Origin of the sequence: Bradyrhizobium sp. AZCC 2262, from assembly GCF_036924535.1 — a bacterium.
GTDB lineage: Bacteria > Pseudomonadota > Alphaproteobacteria > Rhizobiales > Xanthobacteraceae > Bradyrhizobium.
Genome location: NZ_JAZHRT010000001.1, coordinates 8,634,765 through 8,652,324, shown reverse-complemented (window position 1 = coordinate 8,652,324; position 17,560 = coordinate 8,634,765). Strand labels below are relative to the sequence as shown.

Annotated in this window: 15 protein-coding genes; 10 read left to right on the top strand and 5 right to left on the bottom strand. The window is 63.9% G+C overall.

Annotation, left to right across the window (positions count from 1 at the left end):
- Positions 1-15 precede the first annotated feature (15 nt).
- On the top strand, positions 16-1,983 hold the full coding sequence (locus V1283_RS40580) for a methyl-accepting chemotaxis protein (protein ID WP_334392175.1): 1,968 nt from the start codon (positions 16-18) through the stop codon (positions 1,981-1,983).
- Between the two features lie 154 nt (positions 1,984-2,137).
- On the top strand, positions 2,138-2,533 hold the full coding sequence (locus tag V1283_RS40575; RefSeq protein ID WP_334392174.1) for a DUF1801 domain-containing protein: 396 nt from the start codon (positions 2,138-2,140) through the stop codon (positions 2,531-2,533).
- Positions 2,534-2,588: 55 nt separating this feature from the next.
- On the opposite strand, the gene V1283_RS40570 is transcribed toward V1283_RS40575, so the two are convergent.
- Both V1283_RS40570 and V1283_RS40565 read right to left on the bottom strand, forming a co-directional pair.
- Complete coding sequence (locus tag V1283_RS40570) at positions 2,589-4,799, bottom strand: putative bifunctional diguanylate cyclase/phosphodiesterase (RefSeq protein ID WP_334392173.1); 2,211 nt, start codon at positions 4,797-4,799, stop codon at positions 2,589-2,591.
- Between the two features lie 318 nt (positions 4,800-5,117).
- Positions 5,118-6,302 (bottom strand): FAD-dependent monooxygenase, encoded by a 1,185-nt coding sequence (locus V1283_RS40565; protein ID WP_334392172.1) that lies wholly within the window; start codon positions 6,300-6,302, stop codon positions 5,118-5,120.
- A gap of 118 nt (positions 6,303-6,420) precedes the next feature.
- Here V1283_RS40565 and V1283_RS40560 point away from each other — a divergent pair, with 118 nt between their 5' ends.
- From V1283_RS40560 to V1283_RS40525, 8 genes are all read left to right on the top strand, one after another.
- Complete coding sequence (locus V1283_RS40560) at positions 6,421-7,422, top strand: Bug family tripartite tricarboxylate transporter substrate binding protein (RefSeq protein WP_334392171.1); 1,002 nt, start codon at positions 6,421-6,423, stop codon at positions 7,420-7,422.
- Between the two features lie 157 nt (positions 7,423-7,579).
- Positions 7,580-8,527 (top strand): penicillin-insensitive murein endopeptidase, encoded by a 948-nt coding sequence (gene mepA / locus V1283_RS40555; protein WP_334392170.1) that lies wholly within the window; start codon positions 7,580-7,582, stop codon positions 8,525-8,527.
- A 167-nt stretch (positions 8,528-8,694) separates the two neighbouring features.
- Positions 8,695-8,904, top strand: a complete 210-nt coding sequence (locus V1283_RS40550) for a TOBE domain-containing protein (protein WP_334392169.1) — start codon at positions 8,695-8,697, stop codon at positions 8,902-8,904.
- A 1-nt stretch (position 8,905) separates the two neighbouring features.
- A complete protein-coding gene (locus V1283_RS40545; RefSeq protein ID WP_334392168.1) occupies positions 8,906-9,412 on the top strand; it encodes a hypothetical protein in 507 nt (168 codons plus the stop codon).
- Between the two features lie 197 nt (positions 9,413-9,609).
- Positions 9,610-10,395, top strand: a complete 786-nt coding sequence (gene modA / locus V1283_RS40540; protein ID WP_334392166.1) for a molybdate ABC transporter substrate-binding protein — start codon at positions 9,610-9,612, stop codon at positions 10,393-10,395.
- Entirely contained in the window at positions 10,395-11,090 is a 696-nt protein-coding gene (gene modB, locus V1283_RS40535) for a molybdate ABC transporter permease subunit (RefSeq protein WP_334392165.1), read from the top strand. Before modA ends, modB begins: the two co-directional genes overlap by 1 nt.
- Before the next feature lie 2 nt (positions 11,091-11,092).
- Positions 11,093-11,752 (top strand): molybdenum ABC transporter ATP-binding protein, encoded by a 660-nt coding sequence (modC, locus tag V1283_RS40530; protein ID WP_334392164.1) that lies wholly within the window; start codon positions 11,093-11,095, stop codon positions 11,750-11,752.
- Positions 11,753-11,907: 155 nt separating this feature from the next.
- Positions 11,908-13,233 (top strand): MFS transporter, encoded by a 1,326-nt coding sequence (locus tag V1283_RS40525; RefSeq protein ID WP_334392163.1) that lies wholly within the window; start codon positions 11,908-11,910, stop codon positions 13,231-13,233.
- Positions 13,234-13,235: 2 nt separating this feature from the next.
- On the opposite strand, the gene ilvD is transcribed toward V1283_RS40525, so the two are convergent.
- From ilvD to V1283_RS40510, 3 genes are all read right to left on the bottom strand, one after another.
- Complete coding sequence (ilvD, locus tag V1283_RS40520) at positions 13,236-15,080, bottom strand: dihydroxy-acid dehydratase (RefSeq protein ID WP_334392162.1); 1,845 nt, start codon at positions 15,078-15,080, stop codon at positions 13,236-13,238.
- Between the two features lie 131 nt (positions 15,081-15,211).
- Positions 15,212-16,405, bottom strand: coding sequence for a CaiB/BaiF CoA transferase family protein (locus V1283_RS40515; protein ID WP_334392161.1), 1,194 nt, complete (start codon positions 16,403-16,405; stop codon positions 15,212-15,214).
- Between the two features lie 154 nt (positions 16,406-16,559).
- Positions 16,560-17,489, bottom strand: coding sequence for a glycine reductase (locus V1283_RS40510; RefSeq protein WP_334392160.1), 930 nt, complete (start codon positions 17,487-17,489; stop codon positions 16,560-16,562).
- Positions 17,490-17,560 lie beyond the last annotated feature (71 nt).

Sequence of the window (17,560 nt, the reverse complement as noted above, 5' to 3'; positions counted from 1 at the left end):
AGTTCCGTACGTCCCATGTTCAAAATTCGCTCGATCGCCGTTCGGCTGATCCTCGCCATTTCGCTGACGGTGGCCGTCGCCTGCGGCATTCTCGGGACCTTCTCGATCATCCAGCAGCGCTCGCTCACGCAGCTCGCGCTCGATCAGCAGCTCAAGCTGCAATATGACAGCGTGATCGCCGCCATCGACTATGAAGGCCGCGCGGCGCTTGCGGTCTCATCCGTGATCGCGGCCCTGCCGCCGGTCGCCGATGCCCTCGCAAAGAGCGACCGCGATGGATTGGGCAAGCTGCTCGGCGAGGTCCTGGAGCCGATGAAGGCGCAGGGCATCCCGTTGATCTCATTCTGGCGGGCGCCTGCGATTTCCGTTTACCGCGTCCATGCGCCAAAAGTGTTCGACGACGACGCTTCCGCGCGGCGTTCCACGGTGGTCGAAGCGATCAAGACCGGCAAACCCATCGTCGGCGTCGAGCCCGGTCGCGAGGCGCTCGCGATCTTCGGCATGACGCCGATCGTGCGCGACGGCAAGACGCTGGCCAACGTCGACGTCGGCGCCGCCTTCGGCAAGGAATTCGTCGATCGCGCCAAGAAGCGCTTCGGCATCGACCTTGCGGTCTATTCGTACGACGGCAAGGACTTCAAGAAGCTGTCCTCGACCTTCGGCGACGAGGTGGTCGCGACATCAGGCGAGTTGAAGGGCGTGTTCGACGGCCAGCCGTTGCGCCGCGATGCCACGATCGGCGGTCGGCCGTCCGCGCTCTATCTCGGGCAGATCAAGAATTACGCCGGCCAGCCGGTCGGCATCCTCGAAGTCATCAAGGATACGACCGAGTACGAGGCAGCCGCGGCGAGCTCGCAGCGCAACCTGATCCTCGGCACAATCGCCATCCTGGCCGGTGCGATCGTGCTGGCGTTCCTGCTCGGTCGCGGCCTGTCGCGCCCATTGGCCGCGATCACCGCGGTCATGAACCGCCTTTCCGGCGGCGAAATCGACGTCACGATCCCCGGCAGCGAGCGCCGCGATGAACTCGGCACCATGGCCGGCGCCGTCGACGTGTTCCGCCGGAGCATGATCGAGGCGCGCGGCATGCGCGAGGCGCAGGAAGCCACCAAGCAGCAGACCGAACTCGAGAAGAAGGCCTTGCAACGCCAGATGGCTGACCGCTTCGAGGCCGACGTCAAGAGTGTCGTCGCCGCGGTCGCGCAGGCAACGACCGACATGCAGCGTGCGGCCGCCGAAATCACGACCAGCGTGGGCGGTACCTCGCAGCGCGCTTCCGCCGCGGCAGCCGCCTCCGACGAGGCATCCGCCAGCGTCAACGCGGTTGCCGCCGCGACCGAAGAGCTGGCGTCCTCGGTGGCCGAGATCGGCCGTCAGGTTACCCATTCCAGCCAGGTCGCCGACAACGCCGTGGTCAAGGCCGGACAGACCACCGAAATGGTGAGCAGCCTGGCCACGGCGGCCGAAAAGATCGGCGACGTGCTTCGCCTGATCGGAGCGATTGCAAGCCAGACCAACCTGCTGGCGCTGAACGCGACCATCGAGGCCGCGCGCGCCGGCGAGGCGGGCCGCGGATTTGCCGTCGTCGCCTCCGAGGTCAAGGAGCTCGCCAATCAGACCGCGAAGGCAACGGAGGAAATCGCCGGACAGGTGGCGGCGATCCAGTCCGCGACCGGCGACTGCGTGACGGCGATCGGCGGCATCAGCAACACCATCCGCGAAATCAGCGGTATCGCCACCACGATTGCCGCGGCCGTGGAAGAACAGGATTCGGCGACGCGGGAAATCGCCCGCAGCGTCCAGCAGGCGGCCACCGGCACCAGCGAAGTCTCGCTCAACGTGACCGGCGCCAGCCAGTCCGCCGACCAGTCGCGCACGTTGGCCAACAACGTGGCGGCGGTATCCAGCCAGCTCAGCCAACAGGCCGATGCACTGTACCAGAGCGTCGACACGTTCCTGGCGGGCCTGCGCGACGCCGCGTAGGCATGGATTGACGGTGCAAGGCCCGGCTTCCGCCGGGCGGGCGCCTGCTCTACTCTATCCGCCGCAACGGGTATCGATGGGAATGCGGACAGCGATGGGGAAGCCAGTCAAGAAAAGCGCCGCGAAGAAACGCACGGGCAACTCAGACTCCGCAGTGAATGCGGTTTTTGGCGCCTATCCAAATCCCGTGAAGGCAAAATTGCTGGCACTGCGCCGGCTGATCTTCGACACCGCAAAGGCGACCAAGGGCGTCGGCACTCTGCAGGAAGCCCTGAAATGGGGACAGCCGAGCTATCTCACGACCGAAAGCAAGAGCGGCAGCACGATCCGGATCGACCAGGTGAAGACGGAAGCCGGCCGCTATGCGGTCTATTTCCACTGCCAGACCGATCTGGTCGAAACGTTTCGCGAGCTCTATCCGGAACTAAGCTATGGCGGCAACCGCGCGATCCTGCTCGACGCCGGCGACAAGCTGCCCGAGGCGGCGCTACGCCACTGCGTCGCGCTGGCGCTGACGTATCATTTGAGGAAGCGGAAGGCGGCGAAATAGCTATCCGTCATTGCTTCGCTGCGCTCGCAATGACGACCTGGTGCGTGCCACGCCCTCACGCCACCAGCGCCGCGCCTGCCGGCGAGCTCCAGTTGCCCTGCGTCTTCAACAGGCCGACGATCTCCGCATTGGGCCGCGCCCGACTGAACAGAAAGCCCTGCCCCTCGTGGCAGCCCTCATTGCGCAGGCAGTTGACTTCGGCTTCGGTCTCGACGCCTTCCGCCGTGATGGTGACCCCGAGGCCCTTGCCGAGGCTGATGATCGAACGCACGATCGCCTGCGCGTCAGGGTAGGCGCCAAGGTCGCGCACAAAGGACTGGTCGATCTTGATCTTGTCGAACGGAAAGCTGCGCAGATAGCTCAGGCTGGAATAGCCGGTGCCGAAATCGTCCATCGAGATGCGCACGCCGAGTGCGCGCAGCGCATGCAGCGTCGCCAGCACCTCGCTGCTCTTTTCCAGAAGCAGCGTCTCGGTGATCTCGAGTTCCAGCCGCCTCGCCGGCAGGCCGGACTGCTTCAGCGTATCCACGACCAGCGACAGCAGATTGCCGACGCGGAACTGCAGCGGCGACAGATTGACCGCGACATGGACGTCGTCGGGCCATTGCGCCGCATCCATGCAGGCGCGGCGCAGCATCAAACCGCCGACGGCGTTGATCAGTCCGGTTTCCTCCGCAACGGGGATGAATTCGGCCGGCGAGATCATGCCGCGCTCGGGATGCGGCCAACGCACCAGGGCTTCGAAGCCGGTGATGCGCCCGCTCGAAAGATCGACCAGCGGCTGGTAATAGGGCCGCAGCGTATCGCCCTGCACGGCCTCGCGCAGCTCGGTTTCGATCTTGCGGCGGCTCTGGGCGCGCGCGTCCATGCCGGCCTCGAAGAACGAGAAGGTGCCGCGCGAATCGTTCTTGGCGCGCGACAATGCAAGGTCGGCGTTCTTCAATAGCTTCTCGGATTCATCGCCGTCGCCGGGCGACATCGCAATACCGATGCTGGCGCCGATCACGACGGAATGCCCGTCCAGAAGATAGGGATCGCCGATGGCGTCCAGGAGGCGCCGCGCCAGGAACGCCACATCCTCCGGCCGCGTCACCCCGCTCTGGACGACTGCGAATTCGTCGGAATTGAGCCGGGCCAGCGCATCGTCGTCGCGCAGCATCGATCGCAATCGCTTGCCGACACCGCGCAGCAGCTTGTCGCCGATGCCATGGCCAAGCGTATCGTTGACCGCCTTGAAATGGTCGAGGCCGAGCACCAGCACCGCGACCTGCTCGGCGTTGCGGCGGGTGCGCAGCAGGATCTCGTCCATCTGCTGACGAAGCAAATTGCGGTTCGGCAGCCCGGTCAGGCCGTCATGCTGGGCCATGAAAGTCAGCCGTGCCTCGGCGCGCCTGCGTTCGGTGGTGTCCATCAGCGCCAGCAGGATCGCAGGCCGATCGCCGTAGATGAGCTGCCGCGAATAGATCGCCAGATCGATCAGCGTGCCGTCGGCGCGGACATGTTTCCAGGCGGTCGCAACGCGTTCGTCGCCGGTCCATGGCAGTCCGGCGTCGAAGGCCTGCAGGCTGCGGATCGTCAGCTTCTCGAATTCGCTGCGGCTGTAACCGTAGTGCTGAATCGCAGCGTCGTTGACGGCGAGAATACGTTCGTCACCCAGCGCGCAGACGATCATCGGAACCGGATTGCTGTCGAACAGCAGCCGGAACGAGGCCTCCCGCTGTTTCAACTCGGTGATATCGACGCGCAGGCCGATGATGCCGCCATCCTCGGTCAGGCGTTCATCGATCAGGATGACGCGGCCGTCGGCCAGCGTCTGCTCATGGCGCTCGCCGGGCTGGTACAGCTTCTTGAGCCGCGCGGCGATCCATTCTTCCTCGCGCCCGATGGCCTCCGGATAATCGCCGCGCGCAACGCCGACGCGGATGGTATCCTCCAGCCGCGCGCCCGGCCTGAACAGGTCCGAACTGCGGCCGTACATCTCCGCATACTTCTTGTTCCAGAGAATATAGCGGCCGTCGGCATCGAGAAACACGACGCCCTGCGGCAGGATATCGATCGCCTCCCGCAGGCGCTCGTGCGATTTGCGCGCCTCGGCAAGCACGGCGTCGACCTCGGCGCGCTTGCGCGCGATCTCGCCGGTCGCGGCGGGCGGGCGGCGCTCGCGTTTGGCGAGAGGCTTGGCTACGGGTTTTACCGGCCGGCCGCGAAAGCGGACGATCGCCGCCTGCTTGGACTTTCCCAATGTTCTTCGCTTCTTCGTCGACATCGCTAGGCCTACCCCGCGCATTACCGCGGGCGATGTTTGCAGACAAGTGTCTGAAAAAAAGGTATCTCTTGCCGCAGAAAGGGCCCATGCGCGGCCACATTCATTGCCTGTCGAAAAGACGGACGCACGCTCTGCGTGTATCGCTTTTGACGTAAATCGCAAATTAACGCGACAAAATCGTCGCGCTCGCCCGGCAGGCGTGCGGCGCGCGTCCCGGATGCACAAGGAATGCGCGAAACGTCGCGCGTGCGCTTGAAGATCCGTCAACGATCGACAGGGTTATCGCGCGGTTAAGAGCGGTGGCAACACAACGCCCATTCAACTCAAGGCAGCCGCCGCGGCCTGCGCTTCCGGCACGACGTCGTGATCGTAAAGCCGTCTGCGGAACGCCGCATGCGCTGATATCTCGGCATCGCGAACGCCAAGGTCGGCATAGGAGGAGTCGTAGCGCATGCCATTCTCGCGCGCGCCGCGCTGGACCGTCGCCACCCGCTCGCGTCGTAGCCGCTCATACGCAAGCAGCGCGGCCGGGACGCTGGCACGTGACGCCTGTGCCAGAATGGTCGCCAGCGCCATGCCGTCCTCGATCGACTGGTTGGCGCCCTGGCCGAGATGCGGCAGCATCGGGTGCGCGGCATCGCCAAGCAGCGTCAAGCGGCCGTGCGTCCAGGTCGGCAGCGGCTCGCGGTCGTAAAGCGCCCATCGGAATGTCTTTTCAACCTGGTTCAACAAGGTCCCGATGCGCGGGTCCCAGCCTTCGAACTCGCGACGCAGCACGTCGGGATCTCCCGGCGCCGACCAGGATTCCTTCATTTCCGCATCGGCCGGCACGAAGCCGACATAGTTGATGAGTTCGCCCGATCGCACCGGAAAGCTGAGGAAATGTTTTCCCTTGCCGAGCCACATCTGCCAGCAATCGGTCGGCCAGTGCGGAATGCGATGATGTGGCAGCACGCCACGATAGGCGACGGAGCCGTGGAAGATTGGCCGGGACGGCGGCGCGGCATAATGCCGGAGTTCGGAGTGGATGCCATCGGCCGCAATGACGACGTCGCCTTCAGCCACCGCGCCGTTGGCGAATGATACGCGCGCGACCTCGCCCGTCTGCTCAAAGACTGTGCCGCGATGTCCGGTGTGCACCACGCCTGACGGCAATGCGCTCGCCAGCATCTCGACGAGGTCGGCGCGATGCATGCCGAAGGTGGCGTTCCAGCCTGCGGAGTCCGTTACCTGGACCGGGGCGATCGGCGCACCATCGTGGCGAAAATAGTGCGAACCATGGCCGACCCTGGCGCCCCATCGTTCCACTTGATGTCCAAGGCCGACGCGCTGCAATTGCCGCACGCTGTTCGGCGTCAGGAATACCCCTGCCCCGACCTCGCCGAGCGCAGGCGCCTGCTCATGGACGGATACATCGAAGCCACGGGTGATCAGCGCATTCGCGGCAAACAGCCCGCCAATTCCGCCTCCAATGATCACGACAGTGAGTTGCGGCTGCGTCATCGTCCCACGCAAAAAATGCTTCGGAAGCTTGCCCCTTCAAGCTATCCTCCCTTGCCGCAAACACCAAGCGCCGACGGCTCAGGCTGGACGGAGTAAAACGGCAGCGGGAGGAGTTTGAATGCACGGCTCTGCGCCAGCTCTGCTTCCCGTCCGCCATACATTAGCGGTGCTGACGCTGCTTCTGGTTTTCTCCACGCACGGTCACACGCCGGCGCTGGCCGGTGATTACCCCGACCGTCCCGTCAAAATCGTCGTTCCATTTCCTGCCGGAGGAACGGCCGACGCGGTTCCGCGGATCGTCGCCGACTGGCTGTCACGCAAATGGAGCCAGCCGGTGGTCATCGAGAACCGCACCGGCGCCGCCGGAAACATCGGCGCCGAGCAGGTCTACCATTCGGCGCCCGATGGCTACACGCTGCTCTCGTCAGCGCCACCGCCGCTTGTGATCAATCACAATCTGTATCCCAGATTGGGCTTCGATCCGACGAGGTTCGAGCCTATCATCGTCATGGCTCATGTGCCGAACGCGCTGATCGTCAATCCGAACAACATCAAGGCATCGAGCGTGCCCGAGTTGATCGAATACCTGAAGGGCAATTCCGACAAAACCATCTGCGCCACGCAAGGCAACGGCACGACCTCGCACCTGACCTCGGAACTGTTTCAACTGATGGCAAAGGTGAAGCTGCGCCACATTCCGTATCGCGGCTCGGCGCCGGCGCTGCAGGGTCTCGTCGCCGGCGACGTCGACGTCATGTTCGACAATCTCGGCGTTTCGCTGGCGCTGGTCCAGGCCGGCAAGCTGAAACTGCTCGCGGTGGCCTCATCGGACCGTCTGCCGACGCTGCCGAACGTGCCGACGATGGCCGAAACGCTTCCGGGTTTTGAAGCGGCCGCCTGGTACGGCATCGTGGCGCCGCCGAAAACTCCGAAAAACATCGTCGACAAGATCAATGCCGACGTGAACGAGGCACTACGTCAGCCCCAGGTGCAGGATCAGCTCAAGAAATTATCCGCCGGAATTTTCGGCGGTTCGGTCGACAAGGCATCCGCCTACATGCGCCAGGAAGTCGACCGGTGGGCCGCAGTGATCAGGTCGGCCAAGATCGAACTGCAGTAGGCCTCAATGCAGTAAGCCTCAATTGATTTTGCTCTGCGTGTTGCGTGGACCGGTGCAGGCGAGAGCATCGGCTGCGGCGAGATCAAGCAATTGCGAGGGCTTCGCCTGTCGCCGCTTTCCCGGTTTCATGCTACACTCGTTGGATTAGAGTAATCCGATGAACCCTCGCCTGATTCTGATTCCACTCATAACCTTAATGGCCGTCGTCAATGCCGCAAGCGCATGGGCGCAGGACAAGGGCGCGGTCAATCCAAAACCGCTGCCGCCGCTGGCCAATCCCAACGACCCCAAGATCGGCGCCAAGGAGCTGTTCGGCCGCAAGGTGCTGCCGGCGGCGATGCCGACGCGGGTGTATGGGTTCTACGCGCATGGCTGCATCGCGGGCGCGGAAGGGCTGCCAATCAACGGCGACAATTGGCAGGTGATGCGGCTGTCGCGCAATCGTTACTGGGGCCATCCCGATCTGGTCGCGCTGGTCAAGCGGCTCGCTGCCAAAGCGCGCAAGGATGCGGGCTGGCACGGCATACTGGTCGGCGACATGTCGCAGCCGCGCGGCGGGCCGATGTTTACCGGGCACGCCAGCCATCAGGTGGGGCTCGACGCCGACATCTGGCTGACGCCGATGCCGGGTCGTCAATTGTCGCGCAACGAGCGCGAAGAAATGTCGGCCGTCATGATGGTGCGCACCGACCGGCTCGACATCGATCCGCACGCCTGGACGCCAACTCATCTTGCGGTGATCCGCGCCGCTGCGCTCGAGCCCAGCGTGCAGCGCATCTTCGTCAATGCCGCGATCAAGAAGGCGCTGTGTCGTGAGGCCAAAGGTGATCGCTACTGGCTCCACAAGGTGCGGCCGATGTACGGCCACGACTATCACTTCCACATCCGCATCAAATGCCCGCCCGGCGCCGGCGAATGCGACAGCCAGCCCGATCCGAACGAGGGCGAAGGCTGCAGCACCGGCGATCTCGCCTACTGGTTCAGCGATGCGGTGCTGCATCCGAAACCGCCGAAAGTGCCGCCAAAACCGAAGCCGCCGATGACGATGGCGTCGCTCCCTGCCGCCTGCAAGGCGGTGCTGGCGGCGCCGGATACGAAGCAATAGCGTCCTACCGGTGGGGCTTTCCTCGCTGCGACGAAATGCGCTAACATGCGGTACCCCAGCGCCGTAAGCGCGCGGCACGACACGGACGATGGTTCAAAATTCCTATTGAATACAGAAGCCAGCAGCGCACGGCAGGCCCGTGTGCGCCTGACATTGTGAGGATCGCCATGCGCATCAGTGCACGCAACCAGATCAAGGGTACTGTCGTCGAAGTGAAGAAGGGCGCAACCACGTCTCATGTCCGCGTCGATATCGGAGGCGGCCAAATCATCACCTCCTCCATCACCAACGAGGCGGTCGACGACCTCGGCATCAAGGCCGGCGGCAAGGCGACTGTCGTGGTGAAAGCTTCCGACGTCATGATTGCGGTCGACTGACATGCGCATTTCACTTCTCGTTGCGCTGGCGCTGCTCGGCGCCGCGCCCGCCTGGGCGGCAGAAGAACTGAGCGGCTGCGACAAGTTCAAATGGGGAATCGAGCGCGAGCGCGCGGCGCTGACGGCACCGGATCGCCTCAAGCTGGTGTCAGGCGCAGAGCTCGCCGCCCTGCCCGCGCAGGCCGTGACCCTCGCCCTGCGCAGCCCGGCGGAAGCTAAACTGCCGACGCCGCCCGAACGCGCACCCAAGGACGGCACTTTTGCCGGCTTCGCCAGCATCAAGACTGCGCCCAAGACCGGTCTCTACTCGATCAGCCTATCGTCGGGCGGCTGGGTCGATGTCGTGCAGGACGGGCATTTCCTCAAACCGAAGGCCCACAGCGGCGCCACCGACTGCGACGGAATCCGCAAGACCATGAAGTACGAGCTCTCGGCGGGCCCGCTCGTGCTGCAGGTCAGCGGAACGAAAGAGGATTCAGTCTCGATTGCCATCCTGCCGACGGAATAGCTGTCAGCATCTGGGACGAACGGCCACTTTGACCCCGGCCGCCAGCCTGCTATTGTCAGCCATTGGCGATATTCTGATCGGCCGTAAGCCATCGGAATTGCCGGAACAGCGCTTCCGCCGATCGCTTCCATTAATTCAAACCACGCCTGATTGCGGCGCGCGAATAGCGCGCCCGCAAACACGCACGGAGCGCTATCATGTCTCGCCTTACCGGAATTTTCGCCGCCTTCGTCGTTCTGCTGGGAGCCATCCATTCGCCTGCTGCCGCTCAAGACAAGTCCCTGACGGTCTTCGCCGCGGCCTCGATGAAGAACGCACTCGACGAGATCGACGCAGCCTATACCGCCAAGACCGGCGTCAAGGTCACCGCGAGCTATGCCGCCAGTTCGGCATTGGCAAAACAGATCGAACAGGGCGCGCCGGCTGACGTGTTCATCTCCGCCGACACCGACTGGATGGATTACGCGATCGGAAAAAAGAACATCAATGAGCCGACCCGGGTCAACCTGCTCGGCAACAGCATCGTGCTGATCGCGCCAAAGGATTCCAAGATCGACAACGTCAACATCGGCGCCGGGTTCGACCTGGCCAAGCTCGCCGGCGACGGCAAGATCGCGACCGGCGACGTCAAGGCGGTGCCGGTCGGCAAGTATGCGAAGGCCGCGCTGGAGAAGCTCGGTTCATGGCAGGCCGCCGAACCGAAATTCGCGATGGCCGAGAGCGTGCGCGCCGCGCTGACGCTGGTAGCGCGTGGTGAAGCGGCACTCGGTATCGTTTACTCCACCGACGCCAGGGTTGAACCGGGCGTCAAGGTGGTCGGCACCTTCCCGGCCGATTCCCACCCGGCGATCATCTATCCCGTCGCGGCGACCACTACCGCAAAACCGGAGACGACGGACTATCTCGCCTTCCTGCGCTCGACGGCGGCGAAGAACATCCTCGAGAAATACGGCTTCAAGTTTCTCGTCAGCCCATCGACCTGATGTTCGATATATCACCGGCCGAATGGACGGCCATCCTGCTGTCGCTGCGGGTGGCCGTCATTGCAACGCTGGTGGCAACGCCCTTCGGTATCGCGCTGGCATGGCTGCTGGCGCGGTATGAATTCTGGGGCAAATCCATCCTCGATGCCCTGGTCCATCTGCCGTTGGTGCTGCCGCCAGTCGTCACCGGCTATCTGCTGCTGCTGACCTTCGGCCGCCGCGGCCTGGTCGGTGCATGGCTCGCCGATAACCTCGGCATCGTGTTCGCGTTTCGCTGGACCGGAGCGGCGCTTGCCTGCGGCGTGATGTCGTTTCCATTGCTGGTGAGGCCGATCCGGCTCTCGATTGAAGCGATCGACCGCCGGCTGGAACAGGCCTCGAGCACGCTTGGTGCCGCGCCGTGGCAAGTGTTCGCGACCGTAACCTTGCCACTGGCGCTGCCGGGCATACTGGCCGGCATGGTGCTCGGCTTTGCCAAGGCGATCGGCGAGTTCGGCGCCACCATCACCTTCGTCTCCAACATTCCCGGCGAAACCCAGACCATTTCGTCCGCGATCTATTCGCTGATCCAGACCCCCGATGGCGACACCGCGGCGGCGCGGCTGGTGCTGATCTCCATCGTGATCGCGATGGGCGCCCTGATCGCCTCCGAATGGTTCGCGCGGCGCGCCACCAAACGCCTGCACGGGAACTGACCATGTTGCGGGTCGACGTCACCAAGCAGCTCGGCGAATTCTCACTCGAAGCGTCCTTCGAAAGCCAGGGCCGCGTTACCGGCCTGTTCGGCGCATCCGGCGCCGGCAAGAGCTCGCTGATCAACATGATCGCAGGACTGCTGCGGCCCGACCGCGGCGTCATCGCGCTCGATGGCGAAACGCTGGACGACACCGCCGCAGGCGTCCACGTGCCACCGCACCGACGCCGGATCGGCTATGTGTTTCAGGACGCACGGCTGTTTCCGCATCTCGACGTGCGGCAAAACCTCGATTACGGCCGGCGCATGAACCGCCTCGCTGTAGATTCTTCCCAGCACAAGCGCATCACCGACCTGCTCGACATCGGCCAACTGCTCGACCGCCGTCCCGGCCAACTCTCCGGCGGCGAACGCCAGCGCGTCGCGCTCGGCCGTGCACTGCTGTCAAAGCCACGCCTGCTGCTGATGGACGAGCCGCTGGGCTCGCTCGACGAGGGCCGCAAGGTCGAGATCCTGCCCTACCTGGTGCGGCTGCGCGACGAAGGTATTCCGATGGTCTATGTGAGCCACGACGCGGCCGAACTGCGCCAGCTCGCGACGCAGATCGTGATGCTCAAGAACGGACGCGTAACCGCGCTCGGCGGCGTCAAGGTGCTGACGTAGCCGCTGCCTTCAACCGCAACGCACCATACAGCTTTTGGCAGCGGCATCGGGAACAGCCACCCAGGCTTTGCGTTTAGACAGGCCACAGTTGCGCTGTAAACCCGTGCAAACTTTCCGGGAAAATACCAAACGGCACAAGACGAGCGGAGGCCGCCATGGAAGACGTCGAACGGCGTGCAATCGGCAAGGTGATGCGGCGGCTGATACCGTTTCTGATCTTGTGCTATTTCGTTGCGTATCTGGATCGCGTCAATGTCAGCTTTGCCAAGCTGCATATGAACCAGGCGCTTGGCTTCAGCGAGGCCGCCTTCGGACTGGGCGCCGGACTTTTCTTCATTGCCTATTTTTTGTTTGAGGTGCCTTCGAACCTCTTTCTGGAGCGGGTTGGCGCGCGGGTTTGGATTGCCCGCATCATGATCTCCTGGGGGATCGTCTCGGCCGCGTTCGCCTTTATCCCGTCGATTTCGGGGGCAATCGGAGTTTCGAACGAAACGGTTTTCTATACCCTTCGGCTGTTGCTCGGCGCATGCGAGGCGGGCTTCTTTCCCGGCATCATCTTTTATCTGACCCTGTGGTTTCCGGCGCTATATCGCGCGCGGGTCGTCAGCTACTTCATGCTGGCAATCCCGATTTCGTCCATTGTCGGGTCGCCGATCTCCGGAATGTTGCTGAACCTGACTGGCTGGGGGTTGGAAGGCTGGCAATGGCTGTTCGTTCTTGAAGCACTGCCATCGATTTTGGTGGGACTCGTCGTGTTTTTCTATCTCACCGATTTTCCGCGCCAGGCCAACTGGCTGCAAAAAGATGAGATTGCGTGGCTGGAGAACGTGCAGGCAACCGAGAAGAGCAACAAGGAGAGAGTCGAACATCTTTCATTGTTTCAGGCGCTCACCGATATCCGCATCCTGCTGTGCGCCCTGGTCTACTTCTGTTTGAATGCGGCGAGCTACGGAGTTGCCTTCTTCCTGCCGACCATCATCAAGGGCTTTGGGGTGAGCGATACCCAGACCGGATTGCTGGCTGCGCTGCCCTTTATTTTCGGCGGCATTGGCATGGTATTGCTCGGTCAGCATTCAGACCGCACGATGGAACGAAAAGGTCACGTCGCCGTGGCGCTGTTGATGGCGGCGATCGGGATCGGGATATCCGGGCTGGTTTCGAATCCCATCCTCATCATGGCGCTGCTCTGCTTCGCGCAGATCGGGGTTTCTGCAGTGCCAGCGATGTTCTGGCCGTTGCCGGCAAGCTTCCTGACCGGAGCGTCGGCTGCTGCGGGGATCGCGGCCATCAACTCGCTCGGCAACCTCTCGGGCTTCGCCGGTCCCTTTGCGATGGGCTATCTAAAGGATCTGACAGGCAACTTCACGGTCGGCCTGCTCCTGCTCGCCGGATGCGCCGTCGTTGGCGCCGCCGTCGTGATGAGCCTGCGCATTGACGTGCGGCGCGAGCAGTCATCCGGGGAAGTCGCATTGGCGCATTAGCGCTATTCCGGCACGACCCGCACCGCGCCGCGGGCCGCGCTTGTCGTCAGCGCCGCATAGGCCTTGAGCGCCATCGTCACCTTGCGGCTGCGCTTCTTGGCGGGCTTCCATGCGTCCACGCCACGGGCCAGCATGGCTTCACGCCGCTTCGCCAGCGTGGCGTCATCGACCGCGAGGCTGATCGAACGCGAGGGGATGTCGATCTTGATAAGGTCGCCCTCTTCCACCAGCCCGATCAACCCGCCTTCGGCGGCTTCCGGCGAAAGATGTCCGATCGACAGGCCTGACGAGCCGCCGGAGAAGCGGCCATCGGTGACCAGTGCACAAACTTTTCCGAGGCCCTTCGATTTGAGGTAGCTGGTCGGATAGAGCATCTCCTGCATGCCGGGACCACCGCGCGGACCTTCATAGCGGACCACGACGACATCGCCGGGCTTGATCTTGTTGCCCAAAATGCCTTCGACGGCGGCGTCCTGGCTTTCGAACACCCGGGCCGGCCCCTCGAACTTCAAAATGCTCTCATCGACGCCGGCGGTCTTCACGATGCAGCCATCGAGCGCGATGTTGCCTGACAGCACGGCAAGGCCGCCGTCCTTCGAATAGGCATGCTCGGCGTCGCGAACGCAGCCTGTCGCGCGATCGGTGTCCAGTTCCTCGAACCGGCGCTCCTGGCTGAACGCCACCTGCGTCGGCACGTTGCCGGGGGCGGCCATGAAGAATTTGCGGACGCTCTCGCTCTTGGTCTGCTTGATGTCCCAGCGACTGAGCGCATCTTCCAACGACTTGCTGTGAACCATCGGCAGGCCGCGGTTGAGAAGGCCGGCGCGGTCGAGTTCGCCGAGAATGGCCATCACGCCGCCGGCGCGATGAACGTCTTCCAGATGCACGTCCGCCACCGACGGCGCCACCTTGCAGAGCACCGGCACCCGGCGCGACAGGCGGTCGATATCCTGCATCGTGAACGGCACCTGGCCTTCATAGGCCGCTGCCAAGAGATGCAGCACGGTGTTGGTCGAGCCACCCATGGCGATATCGAGCGTCATCGCATTCTCGAACGCCTTGAAGTTTGCGATGTTGCGCGGCAACGCGGTCTCGTCGTCCTGCTCGTAATAACGCCGCGCCAGATCGACGATCAGATGCCCGGCCTCGACGAACAACCCCTTGCGGTCGGCATGCGTCGCCAGCACCGAGCCGTTACCGGGCAGCGCGAGGCCCAGCGCTTCGGTGAGGCAATTCATCGAATTGGCCGTGAACATGCCGGAGCATGAGCCGCAGGTCGGACAAGCCGAGCGCTCGATCACTTCCACCTCGGCGTCGCTGACATTGCTGTCGGCGGCGGCCACCATGGCGTCGATCAGGTCGACCGCGCGAACCTTGCCCTTGATGCTGACCTTGCCGGATTCCATCGGCCCGCCCGAGACGAACACAGTCGGGATGTTGATCCGCAATGCGGCCATCAGCATGCCGGGGGTGATCTTGTCGCAATTGGAAATGCACACCATGGCGTCGGCACAATGCGCATTGACCATGTACTCGACGCTGTCGGCGATGATCTCGCGCGACGGCAGGCTGTAGAGCATGCCGTCATGGCCCATGGCGATGCCGTCATCGACCGCGATGGTGTTGAACTCCTTGGCGACGCCGCCGGCCTTCTCGATTTCGCGCGCGACGAGCTGGCCGAGATCCTTCAGGTGCACGTGGCCGGGTACGAACTGGGTGAACGAATTGACCACGGCAATGATCGGCTTGCCAAAGTCCTCGTTCTTCATGCCGGTGGCGCGCCAGAGGCCGCGGGCGCCCGCCATGTTGCGGCCGTGGGTCGTGGTTCGGGAGCGATAGGCGGGCATGATCAGTCCTTTTGGGAAGCGGGAAAGGCGTCTTTTAGACGGTGAGCTCTGTCGATTAAAGCGCGTTGGCGCAGGGTCGCCATGCGCGGGCCCACCCAAAACGGGAAAGGATGCACCCGCCCCGGCTACCGCTAGACGACCTCGCGCGCGCGCAGTTCCGCGATCGCTTTTGCGTCATAGCCGAGCGAGGCCAGCACCTCCTCGGTGTGGGCACTGAGCGCGGGCGCCATGCGGTCAAGCCGGCCGCCGCCGTGGGCGAGTTGGAACCCGCTGCCGGCGAAACGCAGGCGTCCATAGGGCGTATCGATCTCCTGAATGGCGCCGCGCGCCGCGATCTGCGGGTGATCGATCACCTCTTCGACCTTCCAGATGCTCGCACAGGGCGCGCCGGCGGCGTCCAGGACCTTTTCCCACTCACGCGGGTCCTTTTTCGACAGTGCTTCCTCGATGATGGCCCGCAGCGCCGGTTCGTTCTCCTGCCGGGCGAACCAGTCGGCGAAGCGGGGGTCCTCCAGCGCGTCTGACCGGCCCAGCGCGGTCATCAGCGCGATGTATTGCTTCTCGCTGTTCACCGCGAGCAGCAGATAGCCGTCACCGGCCTTGAAGAGGTTGGCGGTGGGCCGGCGGCTCACGGCCTGATTGCCGGAGAGCTGCTGGCGATGGCCGGCGACCGAATAGTCCGCGACCTGCCCGGACAGGAACGCCAGCGTCGCTTCCAGCATGGAGACATCGACCAACTGGCCTTTTCCGGTATGGGTGCGCTGGAACAGCGCGCTCGACACGCCGAAGGCGGCCGTCGCGCCCGACAGGACGTCGCAGACCGCAAAGCCGGCGCGCGTCGGCCCGGTCTCGGCATGGCCGGTGATCGACATGATGCCTGAAAGGGCCTGGATCTTGCCGTCATAGCCGGCGCCCGATCGTTCCGGGCCAGTCTGGCCAAAGCCTGAAATGGCGCAATAGATCAGCCGTGGGTTGATTGCCGACAGCGCCGTATAGCCGATGCCGAGCTTGTCCATCACGCCGGGCCGAAAATTCTCCATCACCACGTCGGCCTGGGCGGCGAGCTGCTTGACGATCTTGATCGCCTCCGGCTTCGAGAGGTCGAGGGTGAGGCTGCGCTTGTTGCCGTTGATGGCCTGCCAGCCGGGCGCGAGGCCGCGCTCGGCCCATTCGCGGCTCAGCGGCGTGCGGCGCATGTCCTCGCCTTCGCGACGCTCCACCTTGATCACATCTGCGCCGAGCAGCGCGAGCTGGTAGCTCGCATAGGGGCCAGCCAGCACCTGCGTGAAGTCGAGAATCTTCACGCCTTCGAACGGTCGGGTCAATTCAGTTTCCTCCGGACAGCACTATTGAAGGGCGGTCTTCCGACAGGAAGCCGTCATTGCGAGGAGCGAAGCGACGAAGCAATCCAATCCGTTATGCCGCGCTATGGATTGCTTCGCTTCGCTCGCAATGACGGTTCTGACGGCCGCGCCCCATTCACGCCGCGCGGTTACCGCGCGCGATCTCTTTCTGCTTGTCGAACTCGGCGCGCCGGCGGGCCAGTTCTTCCGGGCTCATCTGCGCGACGTTGTTGTAGTCGAGCTTCCAGGAAGCATCCTCGCTCCAGCGCAGCGGCGACTGCATCGTGGTGCGCGCCCCCGGCGCGGACTCCAGCAGCCGCAGCGCCAGTTCGAGCGTCTGCGCCTGCGAGTTAACATCCTGCGGCTTGCCGGCGGAGTTGCCGAGCGGGAAATCCGAGAACAGAAACCGCGGCACCGCGGCGTGCTCGACGATATCCTTGGCGCATCCCATCACCACGGTGGGAATCCCGTTGGCTTCGAGATGACGCGCCACCAGCGCCGACGTCTGGTGACAGACCGGGCAGTTCGGGACGATCACGGCGACGTCGACCTTGTCGGCCTGGCAGCGGGCAAGGATATCCGGCGCGTCGACATCGATGGTGACGCGGTGGCTGCGATTGGTCGGCGCGCCAAAGAAGCGCGGCGCGACCTCGCCGATCCGCCCCGCGGCGGCGGCCTTCAGCAGCTGCGGCAGCGGAAACCAGGTGCCGCTGTCGGTAGCTGTCGTGTGCTTGCGGTCGTAGCCGATATGCGAGATCCGCAAATCGTGCTGCTTGGCGGTGTCGCTGTCATAGACCTGATAGAACTTGGCGCTGCCGTTATAGGCGGCTCCGGGACCCTGATCGCCCTTGGTCGGATCATACTGCGCGGCGGTGGTGACGATAGTTACGCGCGACTGCGCGAGCGGCTTTTTCAACGGCTGGAACGGCGCGTCGACATAATGCGCCCAGCGATAGGGCGTGGTGTAGCCGATCGCGGCGTAATAGTCGCGGGTCCGCTGCATATAGGGGACCGGGGAATCGTAGTCGGGCGCAAAGCCGAGCTGATCGTCGAGGGGGCCGGACATTGTTGTGTCTCCTGCGTTTCCACCGCCAGGCCGTTGCTCGGCCTGCGGCCAGACTAGAGATAGTCTGCTGA